The organism is Candidatus Accumulibacter phosphatis, assembly GCF_012939955.1.
Lineage (GTDB): Bacteria > Pseudomonadota > Gammaproteobacteria > Burkholderiales > Rhodocyclaceae > Accumulibacter > Accumulibacter delftensis.
The window spans coordinates 50,059-68,226 of record NZ_SPMY01000030.1 but is presented as its reverse complement, the minus strand read 5'-3'; the positions used below and the strand labels follow the sequence as shown (position 1 = coordinate 68,226).

The following is an 18,168-nucleotide window of genomic DNA, read 5'->3' as shown; positions in this document are numbered from 1 at the left end:
ATGGCCGTCGCGGCGGACTTCAGGGGCGCGGCCGATCGAGGTCGAAATCGTAGTCGATGGTCAGCGGTGCGTGATCGCTGAAACGCTGCTCCTTATAGACGGCTGCGCTTCTGGCAGTCGCTGCAATGGCCGGGGTGGCGAGCTGATAGTCGAGCCGCCAACCGACGTTTTTGGCCCAGGCCTGGCCACGGTTCGACCACCAGGTGTAGCTTTCTTCGCCAACGCTCGGGTGCAATTGCCGGTAGACGTCACACCAGCCTTCATCGTCCAGCAATCTACCGACCCAGGCTCTTTCTTCAGGCAGAAATCCCGAGTTCTTGCGGTTGCCGCGCCAGTTCTTCAGGTCGATTTCCTGGTGGGCGATGTTCCAGTCAGCGCAAACAATGACTTCGCGTCCGCTCGACGCGAGCGCCTGCAGATGCGGGTAGATGAAGTTCATGAAGCGGTATTTCGCTTCTTGCCGTAAGTCGGAACTGGATCCGGACGGTTGATACAGCGAAATTACTGACAGGCCGGCAAAATCGGCGCGCAGATAGCGCCCCTCGGCGTCGAACTCGGCGCTGCCGAGAACCTCGCTGATGCCTTCGGGTTTCTTCCGGCACCACAGCCCAACGCCGCTGTAGCCCTTCTTGTCGGCGCAGCGGTAGTAGGCATGGAAACCGTCAGGGGCCTGCATTTCTTCGCTGAGGTCTGCGTCCTGCGCCTTGAGTTCCTGCAGGCAAATGATGTCGGCGTTTTGCGCGGCGGCCCAGGGAAGAACGCCCTTGCGCCAGGCCGAACGAATGCCGTTGAGATTCAGAGTAATGATGCGTAACATAGGGCACCCGGCCGGGAGCGGCCCTGTTTCATAGAAAAGGCGGTATGGACTTTCGTCAGGAATTCATCGACTTTGCTGTCGGAAAAGACGTGCTGCGCTTTGGTGAGTTCACGACCAAGGCCGGGCGGCTTTCTCCGTATTTCTTCAACGCCGGACTGTTCAATGACGGCGCTGCGCTGCAGCGGCTGGCGGAATTCTACGCCACAGCGATCAACGTCAGTGGTATCCGCTGCGATTGTTTGTTTGGGCCGGCCTACAAAGGCATTCCTTTGGTGGCGGTGATTGCCGTCGCTCTGGCGCGTGCCGGCCGCAACCTGCCTTTCGCGTTCAATCGCAAGGAAGCCAAGGATCACGGCGAAGGTGGCAGTATTGTCGGCGCGCCGTTGGCGGGGCAGGTTCTGATCGTTGACGACGTCATTTCGGCTGGCACCTCGGTGCGCGAATCGGTCGAGTTGATCCGTGCCGCGGGTGCGACGCCCTGTGGCGTGGTGATCGCCCTCGATCGCATGGAGCGTGGTCGTGGCGCCTTGTCGGCGGTGCAGGAAGTCAGGCGCGACTACGATATCCCGGTGATCGCCGTTGCCAGTTTGGACGACTTGCTGGCCTTCCTTCATGACCGTCCGGATTTTACGCAGTACGAGACGGCGGTCGAACGCTATCGGCAGGAATATGGCGTTGCGCGCGGCAGCTAGCATTGGCTTGCTGATGGCGCTGATGGCGCTGATGGCGCTGGTGGTGGCGGGTACTGGCGCCAGTTTCGCCGCCGCGCAGATCTTCTGTTGCCACGACGAGTCGGGCAAGCAGGTCTGCGGTGACATCCTGCCAGCGGCCTGTTATGGGCGCGCCTATCGCGAACTCGGACAATCCGGCAGGACGGCGAAAGTCGTCGATGCGCCGCTGACCGCCGAGGAGCGCGCGGCAAAAGCGGCCGAAGCCAAGTTGCGGCAGGAGCGGGAGCGCGTCGAGAATGAGCAGAGACGCAGAGATCAGGCCCTGCTCAATACCTACGGTAGCGAAAAAGATATCGAGGTCATGCGTAGCCGCACTCTGGGTGACCTCGACACAGCCATCAAGGCAGCCGAGGAGCGAATCGTCGAGATCCGCAAGCGTCGCGAGAAGTTCGAGAACGAGGCCGAGTTCTACAAGAATCGGCGTCTTCCGGCGGAGATCGCCAAGGGCTTGCGCGATGCGGATTACGAGATCCGGGCACAGGAGTCGGTGATCGACTCCAAGAGAAAAGACCAGCAAGCCGTTCGCCTCAAGTACGACGAGGACTTGCGCCGCTTTCGCGATATTCTGACGCGGGCGGCGGCCGGACAACGGCGCTGAGCGCTCGGGTACGCTGCTGGCCCTGCGGCGCAGCGCGACAGGGGGCTACTCCAGGGTCAGCCGAGCTTCTTGCGTAGCAGTGCGTTGACCTGTTGTGGGTTGGCCTTGCCGCGTGTCGCCTTCATCGCCTGGCCGACCAACGCATTGAAGGCTTTTTCCTTGCCGGCCCTGAATTCGCCGACCATGGTCGCATTGGCTGCCAGTAGTTCGTCGATCAGCGTTTCCAGCGCAGCACTGTCGGTGATCTGCTGCAGGCCCTGGTTGGCAATGATCTGGTCGGCAGAATTGCCTTCGCCGTTGCAGAGAGCGTCGAACACTTTGCGGGCGATATTGGTGGAGATCGTGCCATCGACGATGCGCGCGACCATGCCGCCGAGTTGCTCGGGCGAGACCGGTGACTGGCTGATATCCCGTTCGTCCTTGTTCAGGCGAGCGGTCAGGTCGACCATCACCCAGTTGGCGCAAGCCTTGGCGCCTGCGCTGCCGGCCGCGGCAACGGCTGTTTCGTAGTACGTGGCGAGTTCGAGCGAGCTGGTCAGGAGTTTGGCATCGTAGGTTGAGAGTCCGTACTCGGCGGCCAGGCGATCGCGTCGCGCGGCCGGTAGTTCGGGGAGTTGCCGAGCGATCTCGTCGACCCACTGACGATCTATGACGAGCGGCAGCAGATCGGGGTCCGGGAAGTAGCGGTAATCGTGGGCGTCTTCCTTGGAGCGCATGGCGCGTGTTTCGCCGCTCTGCGGGTCGAAGAGGACGGTTGCCTGCTCGATTGCACCACCGTCTTCGAGAGTGGCGATCTGCCATTGCACTTCGTAGTCGATGGCCTGCTGCATGAAGCGAAAAGAGTTCAGGTTCTTGATTTCGCGTCGGGTACCGAACTCGGCCTGGCCGACCGGGCGGACGGAAACGTTGGCGTCGCAGCGGAACGAGCCCTCCTGCATGTTGCCGTCGCAGATACCGATCCAGCGTACCAGCGCGTGCAGCGCGCGGGCGTAGGCGACGGCTTCGTTCGATGAACGCATGTCAGGCTCGGTGACGATCTCCAGCAGTGGTGTCCCGGCACGGTTGAGATCGATTCCCGTACGGCCGTGGAAGTTCGCCCCAGGGCATTCATGCAAGGACTTGCCGGCGTCTTCTTCGAGGTGGGCGCGGGTCAGCTTCACCACTCGCTCGTGCTCACCCAGCGTGATCGCCAGCTGGCCGCCAACGACCACCGGCAGTTCGTACTGGCTGATCTGGTAACCCTTGGGAAGGTCCGGGTAGAAGTAGTTCTTGCGCGCGAAAACCGATCGTGGGGCGATCTTTGCGCCGACCGCCAGGCCGAAGCGGATTGCGCATTCGACGGCGCCCTTGTTGAGCACCGGCAGCACGCCAGGCAGGGCGATATCGACGGCATTGGCCTGGACATTGGGCTCGGCGCCAAAGGCCGTCGAGCTGCCCGAGAAAATCTTCGCTTGCGTCGACAACTGCGCGTGCGTCTCGATGCCGATGACCACTTCCCATGCTTTCATCACTGCTTACTCACTCTTCAATAACGGCGCCCGTGGCCAGCGGCCGGTGGGCGAAAGGGGAGAGCTGGCGCCGCCTGGGCGCACCCACTCTCACTCGCGCTTCAGTCAAAGCCGGCCGGCCGCTGCAGATGCCAGTTGCTTACCTGCTGATAGCGGTGGGCGACATTGAGCAGCCGGCTTTCGGTGAAATAGTCGCCGATCAGCTGCAAGCCCGCGGGCAGGCCGCTGGCGAAGCCGCAGGGGATGGAAAGGGCCGGCAGGCCGGCCAGGTTGACGGCAATGGTGTAGATGTCGGAGAGATACATCTGCACCGGGTCAGCCGCTTTCTCGCCGAGCTTGAAAGCGGTGCTCGGGCTGGTCGGCCCGAGGATGACGTCGCATTGCTGGAAGGCTTTGGCGAAGTCCTTGGCGATCAGGCGGCGAATGCGCTGGGCCTGTAGATAGTAGGCGTCGTAGTAGCCGTGCGAGAGAACGTAGGTGCCGATCAGGATGCGCCGTTTGACCTCGGCGCCGAAGCCTTGCGCGCGGCTTTTGCTGTACATCTCGTTGAGGTCCTGATACTCGGGCGCTCGGTAGCCGTAGCGCACGCCGTCGAAGCGCGCCAGATTCGAGCTCGCTTCGGCCGGTGCGATCACGTAATACGCGGCCACCGAGAGCTGCATGCTGGGCAGACTGACAGAGACCGTTTCGGCGCCGAGCTGGCGATACTCGGCAATCGCCGCTTCGACCAGTTGCATGACTTCCGGGCTACAGCCATCGTCAAAAAATTCTGCTGGCAGGCCGATCTTCAAACCGGCCAGCGGTCGCTCGTCAGCGGCGGTAGCGAGCTCGCGGCCGTAGTCTTCGCGCGGGCGTTCGACGCTGGTCGAATCGCGTTCGTCGAAGCCGGCCATGGCGTTGAGCAGCAGGGCGCAGTCGGCGGCCGAACGAGCCAGCGGACCGGCCTGGTCGAGCGATGAGGCGAAGGCGATCATGCCGTAGCGCGAGACGACGCCATAGGTCGGCTTCATCCCGGTCAAGTTGCACAGCGCCGCCGGCTGGCGGATCGAGCCGCCGGTGTCGGTGCCGGTGGCCGCCGCTGCAAGGCCCGCGGCGACGGCGGCGGCCGAGCCTCCGGAAGAGCCGCCGGGAACGCGAGTGGTATCCCAGGGGTTCTTCACCGGTCCGTAGAACGAGGTCTCGTTGGACGATCCCATGGCGAACTCGTCCATGTTGGTCTTGCCGAGCAGCACCGCGCCGGCTGCTTTGAAGCGCGCGATGACCGCCGCGTCGTAGGGGCTGACAAAGTTGTTCAGCATCTTCGACCCGCAGGTCGTCAACCAGCCCTGGGCACAGAAGATGTCCTTGTGGGCGATCGGGATGCCGGTCAGTGGGCCACCTTCGCCCTTCGCCAGAAGCTCGTCGGCAGCGCCTGCCTGGGCCAGGCTGGTAGCTTCATCGACGCTGATGAAAGCGTTGAGCTGCGGGTTGTGGCGCGCGATGCGATCAAGGTAGTGGCGAGTCAGCTCGACGCTGGAAACTTCTTTCGTGGCCAGCGCCCTGGCGAGCGCCTGCAGGCTGTCGGTGATCATTCGATGACTTTCGGCACCAGGTACAGGCCAGCCTCGGTTTCCGGCGCGACCTCCTGGAATGCGCTGCGTTGAGCGCTCTGGCCCGACTCGGTGACGCGGTCTGCACGCAGGCGCTGTGCGACATCCTGAGCGTGCGCCATTGGCTCGACGCCTTGCGTGTCGACTGCCTGCATCTCTTCGATCAGGGAAAAAATTTCGTTGAGCTGGCCGAGCGTGCTCTGCGCCTCGCCGTCGCTGATTTCAATGCGGGCTAGGTGGGCAACGCGGCGGACCTGTTCTAAGGTGAGCGACATGGTTTGGAAATCACTAAGGTGTCAAACGAGGTGGCCTTATAAGGTATCATAAAAGTTTTTCCCACCGCAGCCCCTGCGGGGCCATCACGGATTTCGCCAGCATGTTCAGTTTCCTGCGCAGTTATTTTTCCAACGATCTCGCCATCGACCTAGGCACGGCCAACACCCTGATCTATGTTCGCTCGAAAGGGATCGTTCTTGACGAGCCGTCGGTGGTCGCCATCAGGACCGAAGGCGGCCCGAGCTCGAAAAAAAACCATTCAGGCCGTCGGCAAGGCGGCCAAGGAAATGCTCGGCAAGGCGCCTGGCGCGATTACCGTCATCCGTCCGATGAAGGATGGGGTGATCGCCGACTTCACGGTGACCGAGCAGATGCTCAAGCAGTTCATCAAGAAAGTTCATGATTCGCGACTGCTCTCGCCTTCGCCGCGGATCATCATTTGCGTGCCGTCGGGTTCGACGCAGGTCGAGCGCCGTGCCATCCGCGAGTCGGCCATCGGTGCCGGTGCCAGTCAGGTCTTTCTGATCGAGGAACCGATGGCGGCAGCGATCGGCGCCGGCTTGCCGGTTTCCGAGCCGACCGGTTCGATGGTCGTCGATATCGGCGGTGGAACCACCGAAGTGGGTGTCATCTCGCTCGGCGGCATGGTGTACGCCGGTTCGGTTCGTGTCGGCGGTGACAAGCTCGACGAAGCAATCATGAACTACATCAGCCGCAACTACGGCATGCTGATCGGCGAAAACACTGCGGAAAACATCAAAAAGCGAATTGGTTCGGCTTTTCCTGGTGCCGAAGTGCGCGAGATGGAGGTCTCCGGAATCAACAAGGCGGAAGGTATTCCGCGCAAGTTCACCATTTCCTCGAATGAAATCCTCGAAGCGCTTACCGAACCGCTGAACAGCGTCGTCTCGGCGGTCAAGTCAGCGCTGGAGAAGACGCCGCCCGAACTCGGCGCCGACATTGCCGACAAAGGCATGGTGCTCACCGGAGGCGGTGCCTTGCTGCGCGACCTCGATCGCTTGCTGATGGAGGAGACGGGCCTGCCGGTGATTGTTGCCGAGGAACCGCTGACCTGCGTGGCCAGGGGCTGCGGTATGGCGCTCGAGAAGATGGATAATCTCGGCAGCATTTTCGCTTCCGATTGAGGTGCGGCGGCCTGAGCGCCGTTGCTTGCCGGCCGCGATGATCGATTGATGGACCAACAGCCACCGCCTTTTTTCAAACGCGGGCCGGCCCCGGTCGCGCTGCTCTCCTTCTACGTCTTGTTGTCGATGGCGCTGCTGGTCGTCGATGCTCGCTTGCAGACGCTCGAGATAGTCCGCCAGGCGCTGTCCATGTTCACTCACCCGGTGCAGAATCTGGCGCATCTGCCAGCGCAATTTCTAGACAATGCGAGCAGCTATTTTGCCGGTGCCGCGAGTCTGCAGAGTGAGGGCGCACAGTTGCAGCGCGCTCGCCTGGAACAGGCGGCGACGCTGCAGCGCAGTCTGCACGTCGAGGCCGAGAACGAGCGTTTGCGAAAATTGCTGGGGGTCAAGGAACGGCAGCAGGTCAGTGGTCAGGTCGCGCAGATCCTCTATTCGGCACGCGATCCTTACGCGCGTCGGGTGATCGTCGATAAGGGCCAGCAGGACAGGGTGATCGCCGGGCAGCCGGTGATTGACGATATTGGCATTGTCGGGCAGGTGACGCGGGTGTTTCCCTTCGTCGCCGAGGTCACACTGATTACCGACAAGGAGCAGGCGGTGCCGGTGCAGGTCGTGCGTACCGGCATGCGCTCGGTGGCTTTCGGGCTCGGCAACGGCGAGCTCGAAATGCGTTTCATGCCGCTCAATGCCGACATTCAAAACGGCGATCTGCTGGTGACCTCGGGGCTGGACGGGATCTTTCCGCCGGGTTTTCCGGTGGCCAAGGTGGTGCACATCGAAAGTGATACCACCTACACCTTTGCCCAGATCCGTTGCGCACCCGTGGCCGCTGTCGAGCATTTCAGCGAAGTGATCGTGCTCGATCCGCGTCCGCCGGTGGCCTTGCCGGCAGAACTGGCCGAGGAAGTCGCCAGCAAGGATGTTAAAGCTTCGACGAGAAGCGCTCGGGCAAAAAAGAAACGCCCGACAAAGGACTGAGCGCGATGCAGACCAGCTACTCTTCGTCACGTATTCTGCTCCCCGTGCGGCCGTGGTTCATTGGCCTCAGCCTGTCGCTGGCGCTGCTGCTCAACTTTCTGCCGACCTCGGTTTGGCCGGGGGTGCCGGATTGGCTGGCGCTGGTCATCGTTTTCTGGAGCGTTCGCGAGCCCCGCCTGGTCGGAATGGGGCTGGCCTTTCTGCTCGGCCTGGCGATGGACGTTGCCGATGCCAGTTTGCTCGGACAGCATGCACTGGCCTATGTGCTCGCTGCCTACGGCGGCTCGGCGCTGTCGAGACGAATTCTCTGGTTTCCGCTCGGGCAGCAGGCACTGCAGGTTTTTCCGCTGCTCCTGCTGGCACAGTTGGTGCAGTTCGCGGTGTGGGCGATGGTCGGCGCCGATCTGCCGGGGATGGCGTACTTTCTCGGGCCTTTTCTGGCCACTTTTCTGTGGCCGCTGCTGACGCTGCTCCTGCTGCTGCCGCAGCACCAGCCGGTTGACCGTGATGACAATCGACCGCTGTGAAGGGCTGCGGCCGCTAACGGTCATGACACGTGGAGACACCCCAAATCATGAAAGTCATGCCCGTTTCCCTCTTCTCCTGGCCCTTCTCCCGCAGTCGGAGAAGGGAGGTTCGTGAGTCGCGTACGCGACTTTTCACGGTAAGGAGAGTTTGCCGTGCTCGCTAGTCAATCGTCACTGCATGCCTCTGACCGGGAGCTCTCCCGCTTCCATTTTCGCGTCGTGCTGGCGGCGGTCGCGGTGCTGCTGGCCTTGTCCCTGTTGGGCGCCCGTTTTTACTATCTGCAGGTGGTCCAGCACGATTACTACAGCACCCGCGCCGAGGACAACCGCATTTCGGTGGTACCGATCGTCCCCAACCGGGGGGGTCATCGTCGATCGCGCCGGCATCGTCCTGGCACGCAATTACTCGGCCTTCACGCTGGAAATCACGCCGTCGAATGTCGAGGATCTGGAAGCGACGATCGATGGCCTGAGTAAAGTGATTGACATCGAATTCAAGGATAAGCGGCGCTTTCGCAAGCTGCTGGAGGAGGGCAAGAGCTTCGAAAGCCTGCCCATTCGTACGCGCCTGACCGAGGAGGAAGTTGCGCGCTTTGCCGCCAATCGCTATCTCTTCCCGGGGGTCGAAGTCAAGGCGCGCCTGTTTCGTCAGTACCCCCTGGGATCGGTGGCCTCGCACGCCATCGGCTACATCAATCGCATCAACAAGCGCGATCTCGAAAAGATCGCCGAGAGCGAGCAGGCAGCAAACTACAAGGGTACCGATCATATCGGCAAGACCGGCCTCGAACACCATTACGAGTTCGCCTTGCACGGCGAGACCGGCTACGAGCAGGTCGAAATCGACGCCGGCGGCCGAGCCATTCGCAGCCTGTCGCGTACGCCGCCGGTGCAGGGCAACCACCTGACCCTGACCCTGGACGTCAAATTGCAGGAAATCGCCGAAAAAGCATTTGGCGATCGCCGCGGCGCGCTGGTGGCCATCGAGCCGTCGACTGGCGGCATCCTGGCACTGGTCTCCAGCCCCACTTTCGACCCGAATCTGTTTATCGACGGTATCCGTACCGAGGACTGGGATGTGCTCAACAAATCGCGCGACAGGCCGATGCTCAACCGTGCCCTGAACGGCACCTATCCGCCGGGTTCGACCTACAAGCCGTTCATGGCCCTGGCGGCACTCGAAACGGGCAGGCGCACTGCCGGCCAGACCATTTCGGATCCGGGATATTTCAACTTCGGTGGCCACCATTTCCGGGACGACAAGATTGGCGGGCACGGCACAGTGGACATGTACAAGTCGATCGTTCAATCCTGCGACACCTACTACTACCAGCTGGCTACCGACATGGGGATCGACGCCATTGCCGGCTTCATGGGCCAGCTCGGGTTCGGCCAGCGCACCGGCGTGGACATCGACGGCGAATCGGAAGGCGTGTTGCCGTCACCGGAGTGGAAGAAGCGCCGCTTCCGGCGGCCGGAGCAGCAGAAATGGTACGCCGGCGAGACCGTCTCGATCGGCATCGGTCAGGGTTACAATTCCTACACGCCGATTCAGCTGGCGCAAGCGACAGCGACCGTCGCCAACAAGGGCGTCATGTACCGTCCCCATCTCGTCAAATACATCACCGACAGCCGCAGCGGCGAAAAAACGATGATCGAGCCGGAGCCGCTGCGCCGCCTGCCGTGGAAGCCGAAGCATGTCGAGACCATCAAGAACGCGATGATTGGCGTCAACACCCAGGGAACCGGTGCCCGCGCCTTTGCCGGCGCCGGCTACACCTCGGGAGGCAAGACCGGTACGGCCCAGGTGTACAGTCTGAAAGGTAGTACCTACAAGGAGTCGGCGGTGAAGAAGGAGCTCCGTGACCACGCCCTGTTCATCGCCTTTGCACCCGCCGAGGAGCCGCAGATCGCCTTGGCCGTGATCGTCGAAAATGGCGGCTTTGGTGCTCAGTCGGCGGCGCCGATCGCGCGCATGGTGATCGATTACTATCTATTGGGCAAGCTCCCCAAGGGTGCGGCGGAGGAAGATGATGTCAAGGAGGACTAGCTGATGCAGGAATTCCTGGCGCGCGTCTGGCGCGGCCTGGTCGTGCACATCGACACGCCTCTGCTGCTGATTACCCTGATGCTGATGGCCGCCGGGCTGACCACCGTCTATAGCGCGACCTATGACGCCAATAGTCACCTCCTGCCGCAGTTGGTGAACATGGCTATCGGGCTGTGCGCAATGTGGGCGGTGGCGCAGCTGCCGCCACAGAAGCTGATGCGTTTCGGTGTGCCGCTGTACCTTGTCGGCGTCGTTCTTCTGATTCTGGTGTTCTTTTTCGGGATCAAGGTCAATGGCGCCCGGCGCTGGCTGTCCCTGGGTTTCACCCGCATCCAGCCGGCGGAACTGCTGAAGATCGCGGTGCCCCTGATGCTCGCCTGGTACTTCCACAAGAACGAAGCGGTGCTCAAGTTCCGCCACTACATCGTCGCCAGCCTGCTCCTGCTGGTGCCTTTCGCGCTGATCGCCAAGCAGCCCGATCTGGGAACCGCGATTCTCGTCGGCGCAGCCGGCTTCTACGTGATCTTCTTCGCTGGTTTGCCATGGCGGGTGATTGTCGGCCTGCTGGCGGTCGCCGGTGCTGCCGCACCTTTTGCGTGGACCATGCTGCATGACTATCAACGAAAACGCATTCTGACCCTGATCGACCCGACGACGGATCCGCTCGGCTCGGGCTACCACATCATCCAGTCCACCATCGCCATCGGTTCGGGTGGCAAGCTCGGCAAGGGGTGGCTGGAGGGCACGCAGACCCACCTGGAGTTCATTCCCGAGCGCCACACGGACTTCATTCTGGCCGTCTTCTCCGAGGAGCGCGGCCTGCTCGGCAACAGCATCCTGCTGCTGCTCTACCTGTTGCTGATTGGCCGCGGGCTGATGATTGCCGGCAAAGCATCGACTCTGTTCGGGAGAGTGCTGGCTGGTTCGGTGACCCTGAGCTTCTTCACCTATGTCTTCGTCAATATGGGCATGGTCAGCGGCATCTTGCCGGTGGTCGGCGTTCCCCTGCCGTTCATGAGTTACGGGGGCACCGCACTGGTGACGCTGTCGCTCGGTATTGGTATGCTGATGAGCATCAACACGCACAGGATGCTGGTCAGGCCATGAGGCGAGGAAGGACAGGCTTGTTGGCTGGGAGCTGCGCAGTGCTCGCGCTGTTGGCCCTGCCGCTGCTGCTCACCGCTTGCGGCGGTTCGCCTTCGCGTTCATCCGATGCCACGGCCGAGCGCAGCAAGATGGCCCGCAAGTCGGGCGTGGTGCAGAAGCGGGGCGGCGGCTACTACAAGGACGATGGTCCCGGCGACGAAATCCCCGACAATCTCGACGACATCCCGGACGCGCAACCCATGCTCGAGCCGCTGCATCGTTTTGCCAACCGGCCGTACGTCGTTCTCGGCAAGGCCTACCAGCCGAAAACCAGCCTCGAAGCACACCAGCAACGCGGTATTGCCAGCTGGTACGGCAAGAAGTTTCATGGCCAGAAGACGTCGACCGGCGAACGCTACGACATGTTCGCGATGACGGCGGCGCATCCGACCCTGGCGATTCCCTCCTATGTCCGCGTGACCAACGTCAGCAACGGCAAATCGGTGGTCGTGCGGGTCATTGATCGCGGTCCCTTCCACGCCGACCGAGTCATCGATCTTTCGTACGCCGCCGCTTACCGCCTGGGTTATGTGGACAACGGCAGCACTCTGGTGCAGGTCGATTCGATCGTGCCGGATGGCGCGACAAGCATGACTTATGCGCAGGTGATGCCGGCGCCGCGGCCGCGGCAAGCGCAGCTTGCCGGCGAGCGCGACGAGATTGAACGGCTGGCGGCCAACATGGGCGCGGAGGCCGTGGTGGTGGCGCCGCCGGCAGAGGCAGCAATACCCTTACCGGTGCCTGTAGCAGAGCGGCCGGTGCCGCTCTCGTTCCCGGCCGCAGCGCTGCCGGCCATGCCAGTGGCGCTGTCCGGCGTCTTCCTGCAGCTGGGTGCTTTCGCCAGTGCTGAAAACGCCGAGAGTCTGCGCGTGCATTTGCTGCGCGAGCTGGACTGGCTCAACGAGGGAATCCAGATCAACGCCGGTGGGGGCATGCACCGCGTGCGCATGGGGCCGTATCAAAGTCGAGCCGACGCCGAGAAGGTCGCCGAACGCATTCGTCTGGCGCTGGGTTACAGGCCGACCTTGGTCACGCGCTGATCAGCACTCGGTCGGGTCGTCGAGCGCCGCCAGGGGACGGAAAACGCCCTGCACGATCTTGCGGCCCTTTTCGAGCTGTATTTCGTGTCCGATGATCTCCACCGGGATGATCTTGCCGTCGCGGTTGACGACCGTGCTGCGTACCACTGCGGCGCCGCTGGCCTGAGTCGGCGTGAGCAACTGGCGCGGGTCCAGGCCGTCGCTGGCGGCATGCAACTCGCTTTGCAGAAGGCCGAGCAGTTGCTGCAGCTGTCGTCCGAACAATTTCTCGGCCTGCGGGTTGGCGTCGAGAATATGCCCGGTGCTGGCATCGGAAATCAGAATCGCGTCGCGAGCGCCGGCAAACAGCGCCAGTCGCAGGCTGTTCGCATCGCGCAAATCCTCCTCCATTTGCAGCACCTGGTGCTGCACCAGCGCCAGGCTGACCAGGTTGGCCACCGCGTGCGCGAACAGGCGCTGTACCGAAGTCCATGCCGAGTGTGGTCCGACGCGCTCGATACTCAGTACGCCCTGCAGTTCTCCGTTGACGTGAATTGGCGTGTTGATCAGCGCGCTGATCCCGTTCATCAGCAGGTAGTCCTCGGCGAATCTCTGCGTGCTGGGATGCTTCATCGCATCATCGGCAACGATTGGCTCGCCCCGCTCCAGCGCCCGGAAGTACTCGGGGTAGCGAAGCGCCTGCAGGGTTACCCCAACACTATGGCGGTTGTGCGAAAGCTCATAGAGATCAATGCACTCCAGACTTTCCCGTTGGCTGGTAAGTCCCCACAGGCTGACGCGCTCGATGTTGAGTATGCGTCCCGTCGCCACAGTGAGTTGCCGCAAGCAGTCGTCCAGGTTGGCGCTGGAAAAGTTGCCTCGCGACAGCTGCGCGAAGGCGCCTTGCAGGTCGAGAGAGCTTGCGAGAGGTCGGGATGGTGGCAACATGTGGTCCGGAGAAAGCCACTTTCGAGTTGGCAGGGGTGCCAGGAAACAACCATCATCGTACTTGCCGGGAAGCGGGCGCGCGTGTGCGTTAAATCACGGAAGATGGCACCTTCCGCTGCGCACTGCTCAAAAAATGCATGCAGGGCGGCGGAGGAGGGCTTGCTATAATCCGCCCTTTTGCCGTGAGTCTCGCCATGCTCAAGCTACGATCGCTGTTTTCTGCTCTGCTTTGTCTCCCCGTCCTGGCCTTTGCGCAAGCGCTGCCGACGCCGCCAGCCTTGGCCGCCAAGTCATGGCTGTTGGTCGAAGTGACGTCAGGCCAGGAACTGGCCGCCCAGGCGCCCGATGAGCGCCTCGAACCGGCGTCTCTGACCAAATTGATGACCGCTTATCTCACTTTCTCGGCACTCAAGCAGGGAACGCTCAAGCTCGACCAGGAGGTGCTGATTTCGCGCAAGGCGTGGAAGACAGGCGGTTCCAGGATGTTCATCCAGGTCGGTAGCGAGGTCAAAGTCGAGGATCTGATCAAGGGCATGATCGTTCAGTCAGGAAATGACGCCTGCGTCGCCTTGTCGGAGGCCATTGCCGGTGACGAAGAAAACTTCGCACAGATGATGAATCGCGAAGCGCAGCGACTGGGCATGAAGGGTTCTCATTTCCGCAACTCGAACGGCTTGCCCGACCCGGATCACTACACCACGGCTCGCGACCTGGCAACTTTGGCCGCCGCCTTGATTCGCGATTTCCCCGAGGAGTACGCCAAGTACTACTCCCTGAAGGAATATACCTATAACAACATCACGCAGCCGAATCGCAACCGTTTGCTGTGGATCGACCCGACGGTCGACGGTCTCAAGACCGGATACACCGTCGCCGCTGGCTACTGTCTGGTGTCGTCGGCGAAACGCGGTCCGCGTCGCCTGGTGTCGGTGGTCCTCGGCGCATCGTCTCCGAGCGTACGCATCCAGGAGTCGCTCAAGCTGCTCAATTACGGCTTCCAGTTCTACGACGGCGTGCAGTTGTATGCCAAGAGCGCTCCGGTTTCCAATCTGAAAGTCTGGAAGGGCAAGGAGGCCACGGTCAATATCGGCTTTGCCGACGATCTGGTGATTGTTGTGCCGAAGGGCTTTGGGCCGAAGATCCAGACCGAGTTGGTTTCCCAACAGCCTTTGCTGGCGCCGGTGAGTGTCGGGCAGACGCTGGCGACGCTGAAAGTCAGCGTTGATGGCAAGCCTTACGGCGACTACCCGGTTGTCGCCCTCGAAGCGGTGCCCGTCGCGGGAATCATTGGCCGGGTGGTGGACACCGTACGCATGTGGTTCAACTAGGCAGCGCGCTTGAAGTGATGAAGGGAAGCGGCCGATGACAGCGTATCTCAACGGGCAATTCCTGCCACTTGATGAGGCCAGGATTTCGCCGCTTGATCGCGGCTTCCTGTTCGGCGACGGCGCCTACGAAGTGATCCCGGTCTATGCCCGGCGGGCGTTCCGGCTCGAGCAACACCTGGCGCGGCTGCAGCGCACTCTCGACGGTATTGCGCTGGCCAATCCGCATAGCGCCGGTGAGTGGCAGGAACGCCTGCAGCGGGTGATCAGCGCCAGCGAATTCGACGATCAGTCCGTGTACCTGCAGGTGACGCGTGGTGCCGACAACAAGCGTGAGCAGAGCTTTCCGAAAGACCTGCCGCCGACGGTCTTCATCTTCTCGACGGTCTTGCCGGTGTTAACTGCGCAACGCGAGAACGGCATTGCCGTTCTCAGTGCGGTCGACAACCGCTGGCTGCGCTGCCACCTGAAAACCGTCTCATTGCTCCCCAATGTGCTCCTGCGTCAGCAGGCGATCGACGTCGGTGCCGCCGAAACGATCCTGCTACGCGACGGCATCCTCAGCGAGGGGGCAACGTCGAATATTTTCGTGGTCAAGGACGGCGTGCTGCTGGCGCCGCAGAGGGACCACCGCATGCTGGCCGGTATTACCTACGATCTGGTTCTCGAACTGGCGGCAGCGCATGGTATGCCATGCCAGCTTCGTGATATTGCCGACGCCGAATTGCGCGTCGCCGATGAGTTGTGGTTGAGCTCCTCGACCCGCGAAGTCCTGCCGATCACCCGTCTCGACGGTCACCCGGTGGGCACCGGCAAGCCCGGCCCGGCCGTACGCAAGATGCAGGCCTGGTACAGCGCCTACCGCCAGCGGGTTGCGCGCGAAGGTGAGGGCGGTGGTCGCGGCGATGTCTGAAGAACGCGACAGCCTGTTCGACTTCCCCTGCGCTTTTCCGCTCAAGATCATGGGTCTGGCCGACAGCGCCCTGGCCCAGGAAGTACTCGCTGTCGTGCTGCGGCACGCGCCGGATTTCGACGGCGCGACGATGTGCATGCGCGCTTCGAGTGGCGGCAAGTACGTCAGCCTGACCTGCACCATCAATGCCACCAGTCGCGCCCAGCTCGACACCCTGTACCGGGAACTAAGCAGCCATCCGCTAGTCAAGATCGTCCTATGAGCGACGATGTGCGGCGCCTTGCGTCGCGGGCAGCGACCGAGGAGAACGAGGGAGAGTGTTGTCGGTGCGCGGGTGAGCGCGACACGCCGCTGGGCAGCGCTGTGCAGCCCTCGTTGTTGGTTCGTGATCTCGGGCGCGTCGACTACCAGCAGACCTGGCAGGCGATGATCGACTTCACCGCCGCGCGCAGCGACTCGACCGCCGACGAACTGTGGTGCTGCGAGCACCCGCCGGTATTCACCCTCGGTCAGGCCGGTCGAGCCGAGCACTTGCTGAGCGATCTCGGCATCCCGCTGGTGAAGAGCGATCGCGGCGGCCAGATTACCTATCACGGTCCTGGCCAGGTGGTGATTTACGTGCTCCTCGACCTGAGTCGGCGGCGGCTGAAAGTTCGCGCGTTGGTCAGCGCCATTGAGCAGGCGGTGATTGAGCTTCTCGCCGCGCACGGGGTGCTGGCCGAAAGGCATGCTGGCGCGCCGGGAGTCTATGTGGGCGCGGCCAAAGTTGCGGCGCTTGGTTTGCGCGTGCGCAGGAGCTATAGCTATCACGGCGTCAGTCTGAACGTGGACATGGAGCTGTCGCCTTTTGCAGCGATCAATCCATGCGGCTTTCCCGGTCTGCCGGTCACGCAGACCAGGGACCTGGGCATTTTTCTGACCCCGTCGCAAGCGGCGATGGCCCTGGCTGAACATCTGGCAGTACAACTGGAGTGCAGGCAACAATGAGCAATCAGGATTACGATCACGATCAGGAGCAGACTCGCAGCGCAAGCAAGCCGGCCGCCCGGGTCGCCGGAGTCAAGGAGCGGGGCGAGTTGAAGACGGCGCGCATTCCGATCAAGATCGTTGCGCAGGCGCCGCAGCGCAAGCCGGACTGGATTCGTGTCAAGGCCGGGAATTCAACGGGTCGCTTTGGCGAGATCAAGAAAATGCTGCGCGAGCAGAAGTTGCACACCGTTTGCGAAGAGGCTGCTTGCCCGAATATCGGCGAATGCTTCGGCCGCGGCACGGCGACCTTCATGATTCTTGGCGATGTTTGTACGCGCCGCTGTCCGTTCTGCGACGTCGGCCATGGCAAGCCGCTGCCACCGGACGTCGACGAGCCGGCGCATCTGGCGGATAGCGTTGCCCACTTGCAGTTGCGCTACGTGGTGATCACCAGCGTCGATCGCGACGACCTGCGCGACGGCGGCGCGCAGCACTTCGTCGACGTGATCAGCGCCGTGCGTCGCAGCTCGCCGACGACGACCATCGAAACCCTGGTTCCCGATTTCCGCGGGCGCATGGAGATCGCGCTCGAGGTGCTCGGCAAGTCCTTGCCTGACGTCCTCAACCACAACATGGAAACCGTGCCGCGGCTCTACCGGCAGGCGCGCCCGGGCGCCGACTACGCGCACTCGCTCGCCTTCATGAAAGGCTTCAAGGCGCGCTACCCGCAGATTCCGACCAAATCGGGACTGATGGTCGGCCTCGGCGAAACCGACGATGAGATTCTCGACGTGCTGCGCGACCTGCGTGCCAACGATGTCGAAATGCTCACCATCGGTCAATACCTGGCACCATCCAGCCATCACCTGCCGGTCGCTCGCTATGTCCATCCGGATGTCTTCAAGATGTACGAGCAGCAGGCTCTAGGGATGGGCTTTACCGGTGCTGCCTGCGGGCCGATGGTGCGTTCGAGCTACTGGGCGGACGTGCAGGCGGAAAGCGCTGGCGTCGCCTGAGCGCGGGTCCGTGCGCTCAGGCGGTTGAACCATTGCTTGGCTGGGTCGCTTGCCTGATCCGCAGCGCTCAGTTGTAGCGCATGAAGCGCGTCGGGTAGTGGGCCGTGGCCCAGGCCATGAACAGATACTTGGCGGTCTTGCCGATGGCCACCGCGGCGAGAATCCCCAGCGACGAGACGTCGGCCAGCGCGCAGAAGAGCAGCGCCGGGGTTTGTGGCATCGGTGAGCCGGCGATGATCAGGACTGCCAGCAGGCCCCAGTCTTGCAGCCATTCGCTGGCCCGCTGCCAGACCTCCATGCTCACCAGTTCAGGGTAGCGGGCAGCGATGAATTCCCCGCCCAGGTACTGGAAGATCTCGACCAGCACGGCGGCTCCGCAGCCGCTGGCCAGGCCGCAGAGCAGGCCGAGTGTCCGCCAGCGCCGGGGTGCCAGGAGCACGGCCGGGATCAGTACGGCGACGAAGGGGAAGCTGAAGGTGATCGTGGTCACAAAAGCGATGGTCGCAACGACCAGCGAATAGTGGCGATAGCCGACGCTGCGCATCAGCAGCGTGCGCAGGCGGTTGGGAAGCAGATGAGTTTTCATTTGCGCATTTCAGGGTAGTGCCGC

General features: G+C 62.4%; 17 protein-coding genes and 2 pseudogenes. 13 read left to right on the top strand and 6 right to left on the bottom strand.

Going from position 1 to position 18,168, the window contains the following annotated elements; translation table 11 throughout:
• Nucleotides 1–19 precede the first annotated feature (19 nt).
• Nucleotides 20–817 (bottom strand): exodeoxyribonuclease III, encoded by a 798-nt coding sequence (locus tag E4Q23_RS11675; RefSeq protein ID WP_169066799.1) that lies wholly within the window; start codon nt 815–817, stop codon nt 20–22.
• Nucleotides 818–861: 44 nt separating this feature from the next.
• On the opposite strand from E4Q23_RS11675, the gene pyrE reads away from it, so the two are divergent.
• Nucleotides 862–1,509, top strand: coding sequence for an orotate phosphoribosyltransferase (gene pyrE / locus E4Q23_RS11670; protein ID WP_169066798.1), 648 nt, complete (start codon nt 862–864; stop codon nt 1,507–1,509).
• The gene (locus E4Q23_RS11665) at nt 1,493–2,146 is read left to right on the top strand and encodes a hypothetical protein (RefSeq protein ID WP_169066797.1); all 654 of its coding nucleotides are present in this window, start codon (nt 1,493–1,495) and stop codon (nt 2,144–2,146) included. The genes pyrE and E4Q23_RS11665 overlap by 17 nt, the downstream gene beginning before the upstream one ends.
• A gap of 56 nt (nt 2,147–2,202) precedes the next feature.
• Here the strand turns inward: E4Q23_RS11665 and gatB are convergent, their stop codons facing one another.
• The 3 genes from gatB to gatC all read right to left on the bottom strand — a co-directional run bounded on the left by gatB (nt 2,203) and on the right by gatC (nt 5,518).
• Complete coding sequence (gene gatB / locus E4Q23_RS11660; RefSeq protein WP_169066796.1) at nt 2,203–3,654, bottom strand: Asp-tRNA(Asn)/Glu-tRNA(Gln) amidotransferase subunit GatB; 1,452 nt, start codon at nt 3,652–3,654, stop codon at nt 2,203–2,205.
• A 101-nt stretch (nt 3,655–3,755) separates the two neighbouring features.
• Nucleotides 3,756–5,225, bottom strand: coding sequence for an Asp-tRNA(Asn)/Glu-tRNA(Gln) amidotransferase subunit GatA (gene gatA / locus E4Q23_RS11655; protein ID WP_169066795.1), 1,470 nt, complete (start codon nt 5,223–5,225; stop codon nt 3,756–3,758).
• Nucleotides 5,222–5,518, bottom strand: coding sequence for an Asp-tRNA(Asn)/Glu-tRNA(Gln) amidotransferase subunit GatC (gene gatC / locus E4Q23_RS11650; RefSeq protein WP_169066794.1), 297 nt, complete (start codon nt 5,516–5,518; stop codon nt 5,222–5,224). The genes gatA and gatC overlap by 4 nt, the downstream gene beginning before the upstream one ends.
• Before the next feature lie 101 nt (nt 5,519–5,619).
• Here gatC and E4Q23_RS11645 point away from each other — a divergent pair.
• The 6 genes and pseudogenes from E4Q23_RS11645 (at nt 5,620) to E4Q23_RS11620 (ending at nt 12,408) form a co-directional block, all read left to right on the top strand.
• Nucleotides 5,620–6,664, top strand: a pseudogene (locus E4Q23_RS11645) (rod shape-determining protein).
• 48 nt (nt 6,665–6,712) lie between these two features.
• Complete coding sequence (gene mreC, locus E4Q23_RS11640) at nt 6,713–7,645, top strand: rod shape-determining protein MreC (RefSeq protein ID WP_169066793.1); 933 nt, start codon at nt 6,713–6,715, stop codon at nt 7,643–7,645.
• A gap of 5 nt (nt 7,646–7,650) precedes the next feature.
• Nucleotides 7,651–8,172 carry a rod shape-determining protein MreD gene (gene mreD, locus E4Q23_RS11635; RefSeq protein WP_169066792.1) on the top strand — a complete coding sequence of 174 codons (522 nt, stop codon included), beginning with the start codon at nt 7,651–7,653 and terminating at the stop codon, nt 8,170–8,172.
• Between the two features lie 153 nt (nt 8,173–8,325).
• A pseudogene (gene mrdA / locus E4Q23_RS11630) lies at nt 8,326–10,222 on the top strand (penicillin-binding protein 2).
• Between the two features lie 3 nt (nt 10,223–10,225).
• Nucleotides 10,226–11,329 carry a rod shape-determining protein RodA gene (gene rodA / locus E4Q23_RS11625; RefSeq protein ID WP_169066791.1) on the top strand — a complete coding sequence of 368 codons (1,104 nt, stop codon included), beginning with the start codon at nt 10,226–10,228 and terminating at the stop codon, nt 11,327–11,329.
• Nucleotides 11,330–11,367: 38 nt separating this feature from the next.
• A complete protein-coding gene (locus E4Q23_RS11620) occupies nt 11,368–12,408 on the top strand; it encodes a septal ring lytic transglycosylase RlpA family protein (RefSeq protein WP_291996848.1) in 1,041 nt (346 codons plus the stop codon).
• On the opposite strand, the gene E4Q23_RS11615 is transcribed toward E4Q23_RS11620, so the two are convergent.
• Nucleotides 12,409–13,335: a GAF domain-containing protein gene (locus E4Q23_RS11615; RefSeq protein WP_272873670.1), complete on the bottom strand. Its 927-nt coding sequence runs from the start codon at nt 13,333–13,335 to the stop codon at nt 12,409–12,411.
• A 194-nt stretch (nt 13,336–13,529) separates the two neighbouring features.
• On the opposite strand from E4Q23_RS11615, the gene E4Q23_RS11610 reads away from it, so the two are divergent.
• The 5 genes from E4Q23_RS11610 (at nt 13,530) to lipA (ending at nt 17,558) form a co-directional block, all read left to right on the top strand.
• Complete coding sequence (locus E4Q23_RS11610; RefSeq protein WP_169066788.1) at nt 13,530–14,663, top strand: D-alanyl-D-alanine carboxypeptidase family protein; 1,134 nt, start codon at nt 13,530–13,532, stop codon at nt 14,661–14,663.
• 34 nt (nt 14,664–14,697) lie between these two features.
• Nucleotides 14,698–15,573: a D-amino acid aminotransferase gene (locus E4Q23_RS11605; protein WP_169066787.1), complete on the top strand. Its 876-nt coding sequence runs from the start codon at nt 14,698–14,700 to the stop codon at nt 15,571–15,573.
• Nucleotides 15,566–15,835: a YbeD family protein gene (locus tag E4Q23_RS11600; RefSeq protein WP_169066786.1), complete on the top strand. Its 270-nt coding sequence runs from the start codon at nt 15,566–15,568 to the stop codon at nt 15,833–15,835. Before E4Q23_RS11605 ends, E4Q23_RS11600 begins: the two co-directional genes overlap by 8 nt.
• A gap of 164 nt (nt 15,836–15,999) precedes the next feature.
• A complete protein-coding gene (gene lipB / locus E4Q23_RS11595) occupies nt 16,000–16,560 on the top strand; it encodes a lipoyl(octanoyl) transferase LipB (RefSeq protein WP_248595397.1) in 561 nt (186 codons plus the stop codon).
• Nucleotides 16,557–17,558, top strand: a complete 1,002-nt coding sequence (gene lipA, locus E4Q23_RS11590; protein WP_169066784.1) for a lipoyl synthase — start codon at nt 16,557–16,559, stop codon at nt 17,556–17,558. Before lipB ends, lipA begins: the two co-directional genes overlap by 4 nt.
• Before the next feature lie 67 nt (nt 17,559–17,625).
• On the opposite strand, the gene E4Q23_RS11585 is transcribed toward lipA, so the two are convergent.
• Nucleotides 17,626–18,144: a YqaA family protein gene (locus tag E4Q23_RS11585; protein ID WP_169066783.1), complete on the bottom strand. Its 519-nt coding sequence runs from the start codon at nt 18,142–18,144 to the stop codon at nt 17,626–17,628.
• Between the last annotated feature and the right edge of the window lie 24 nt (nt 18,145–18,168).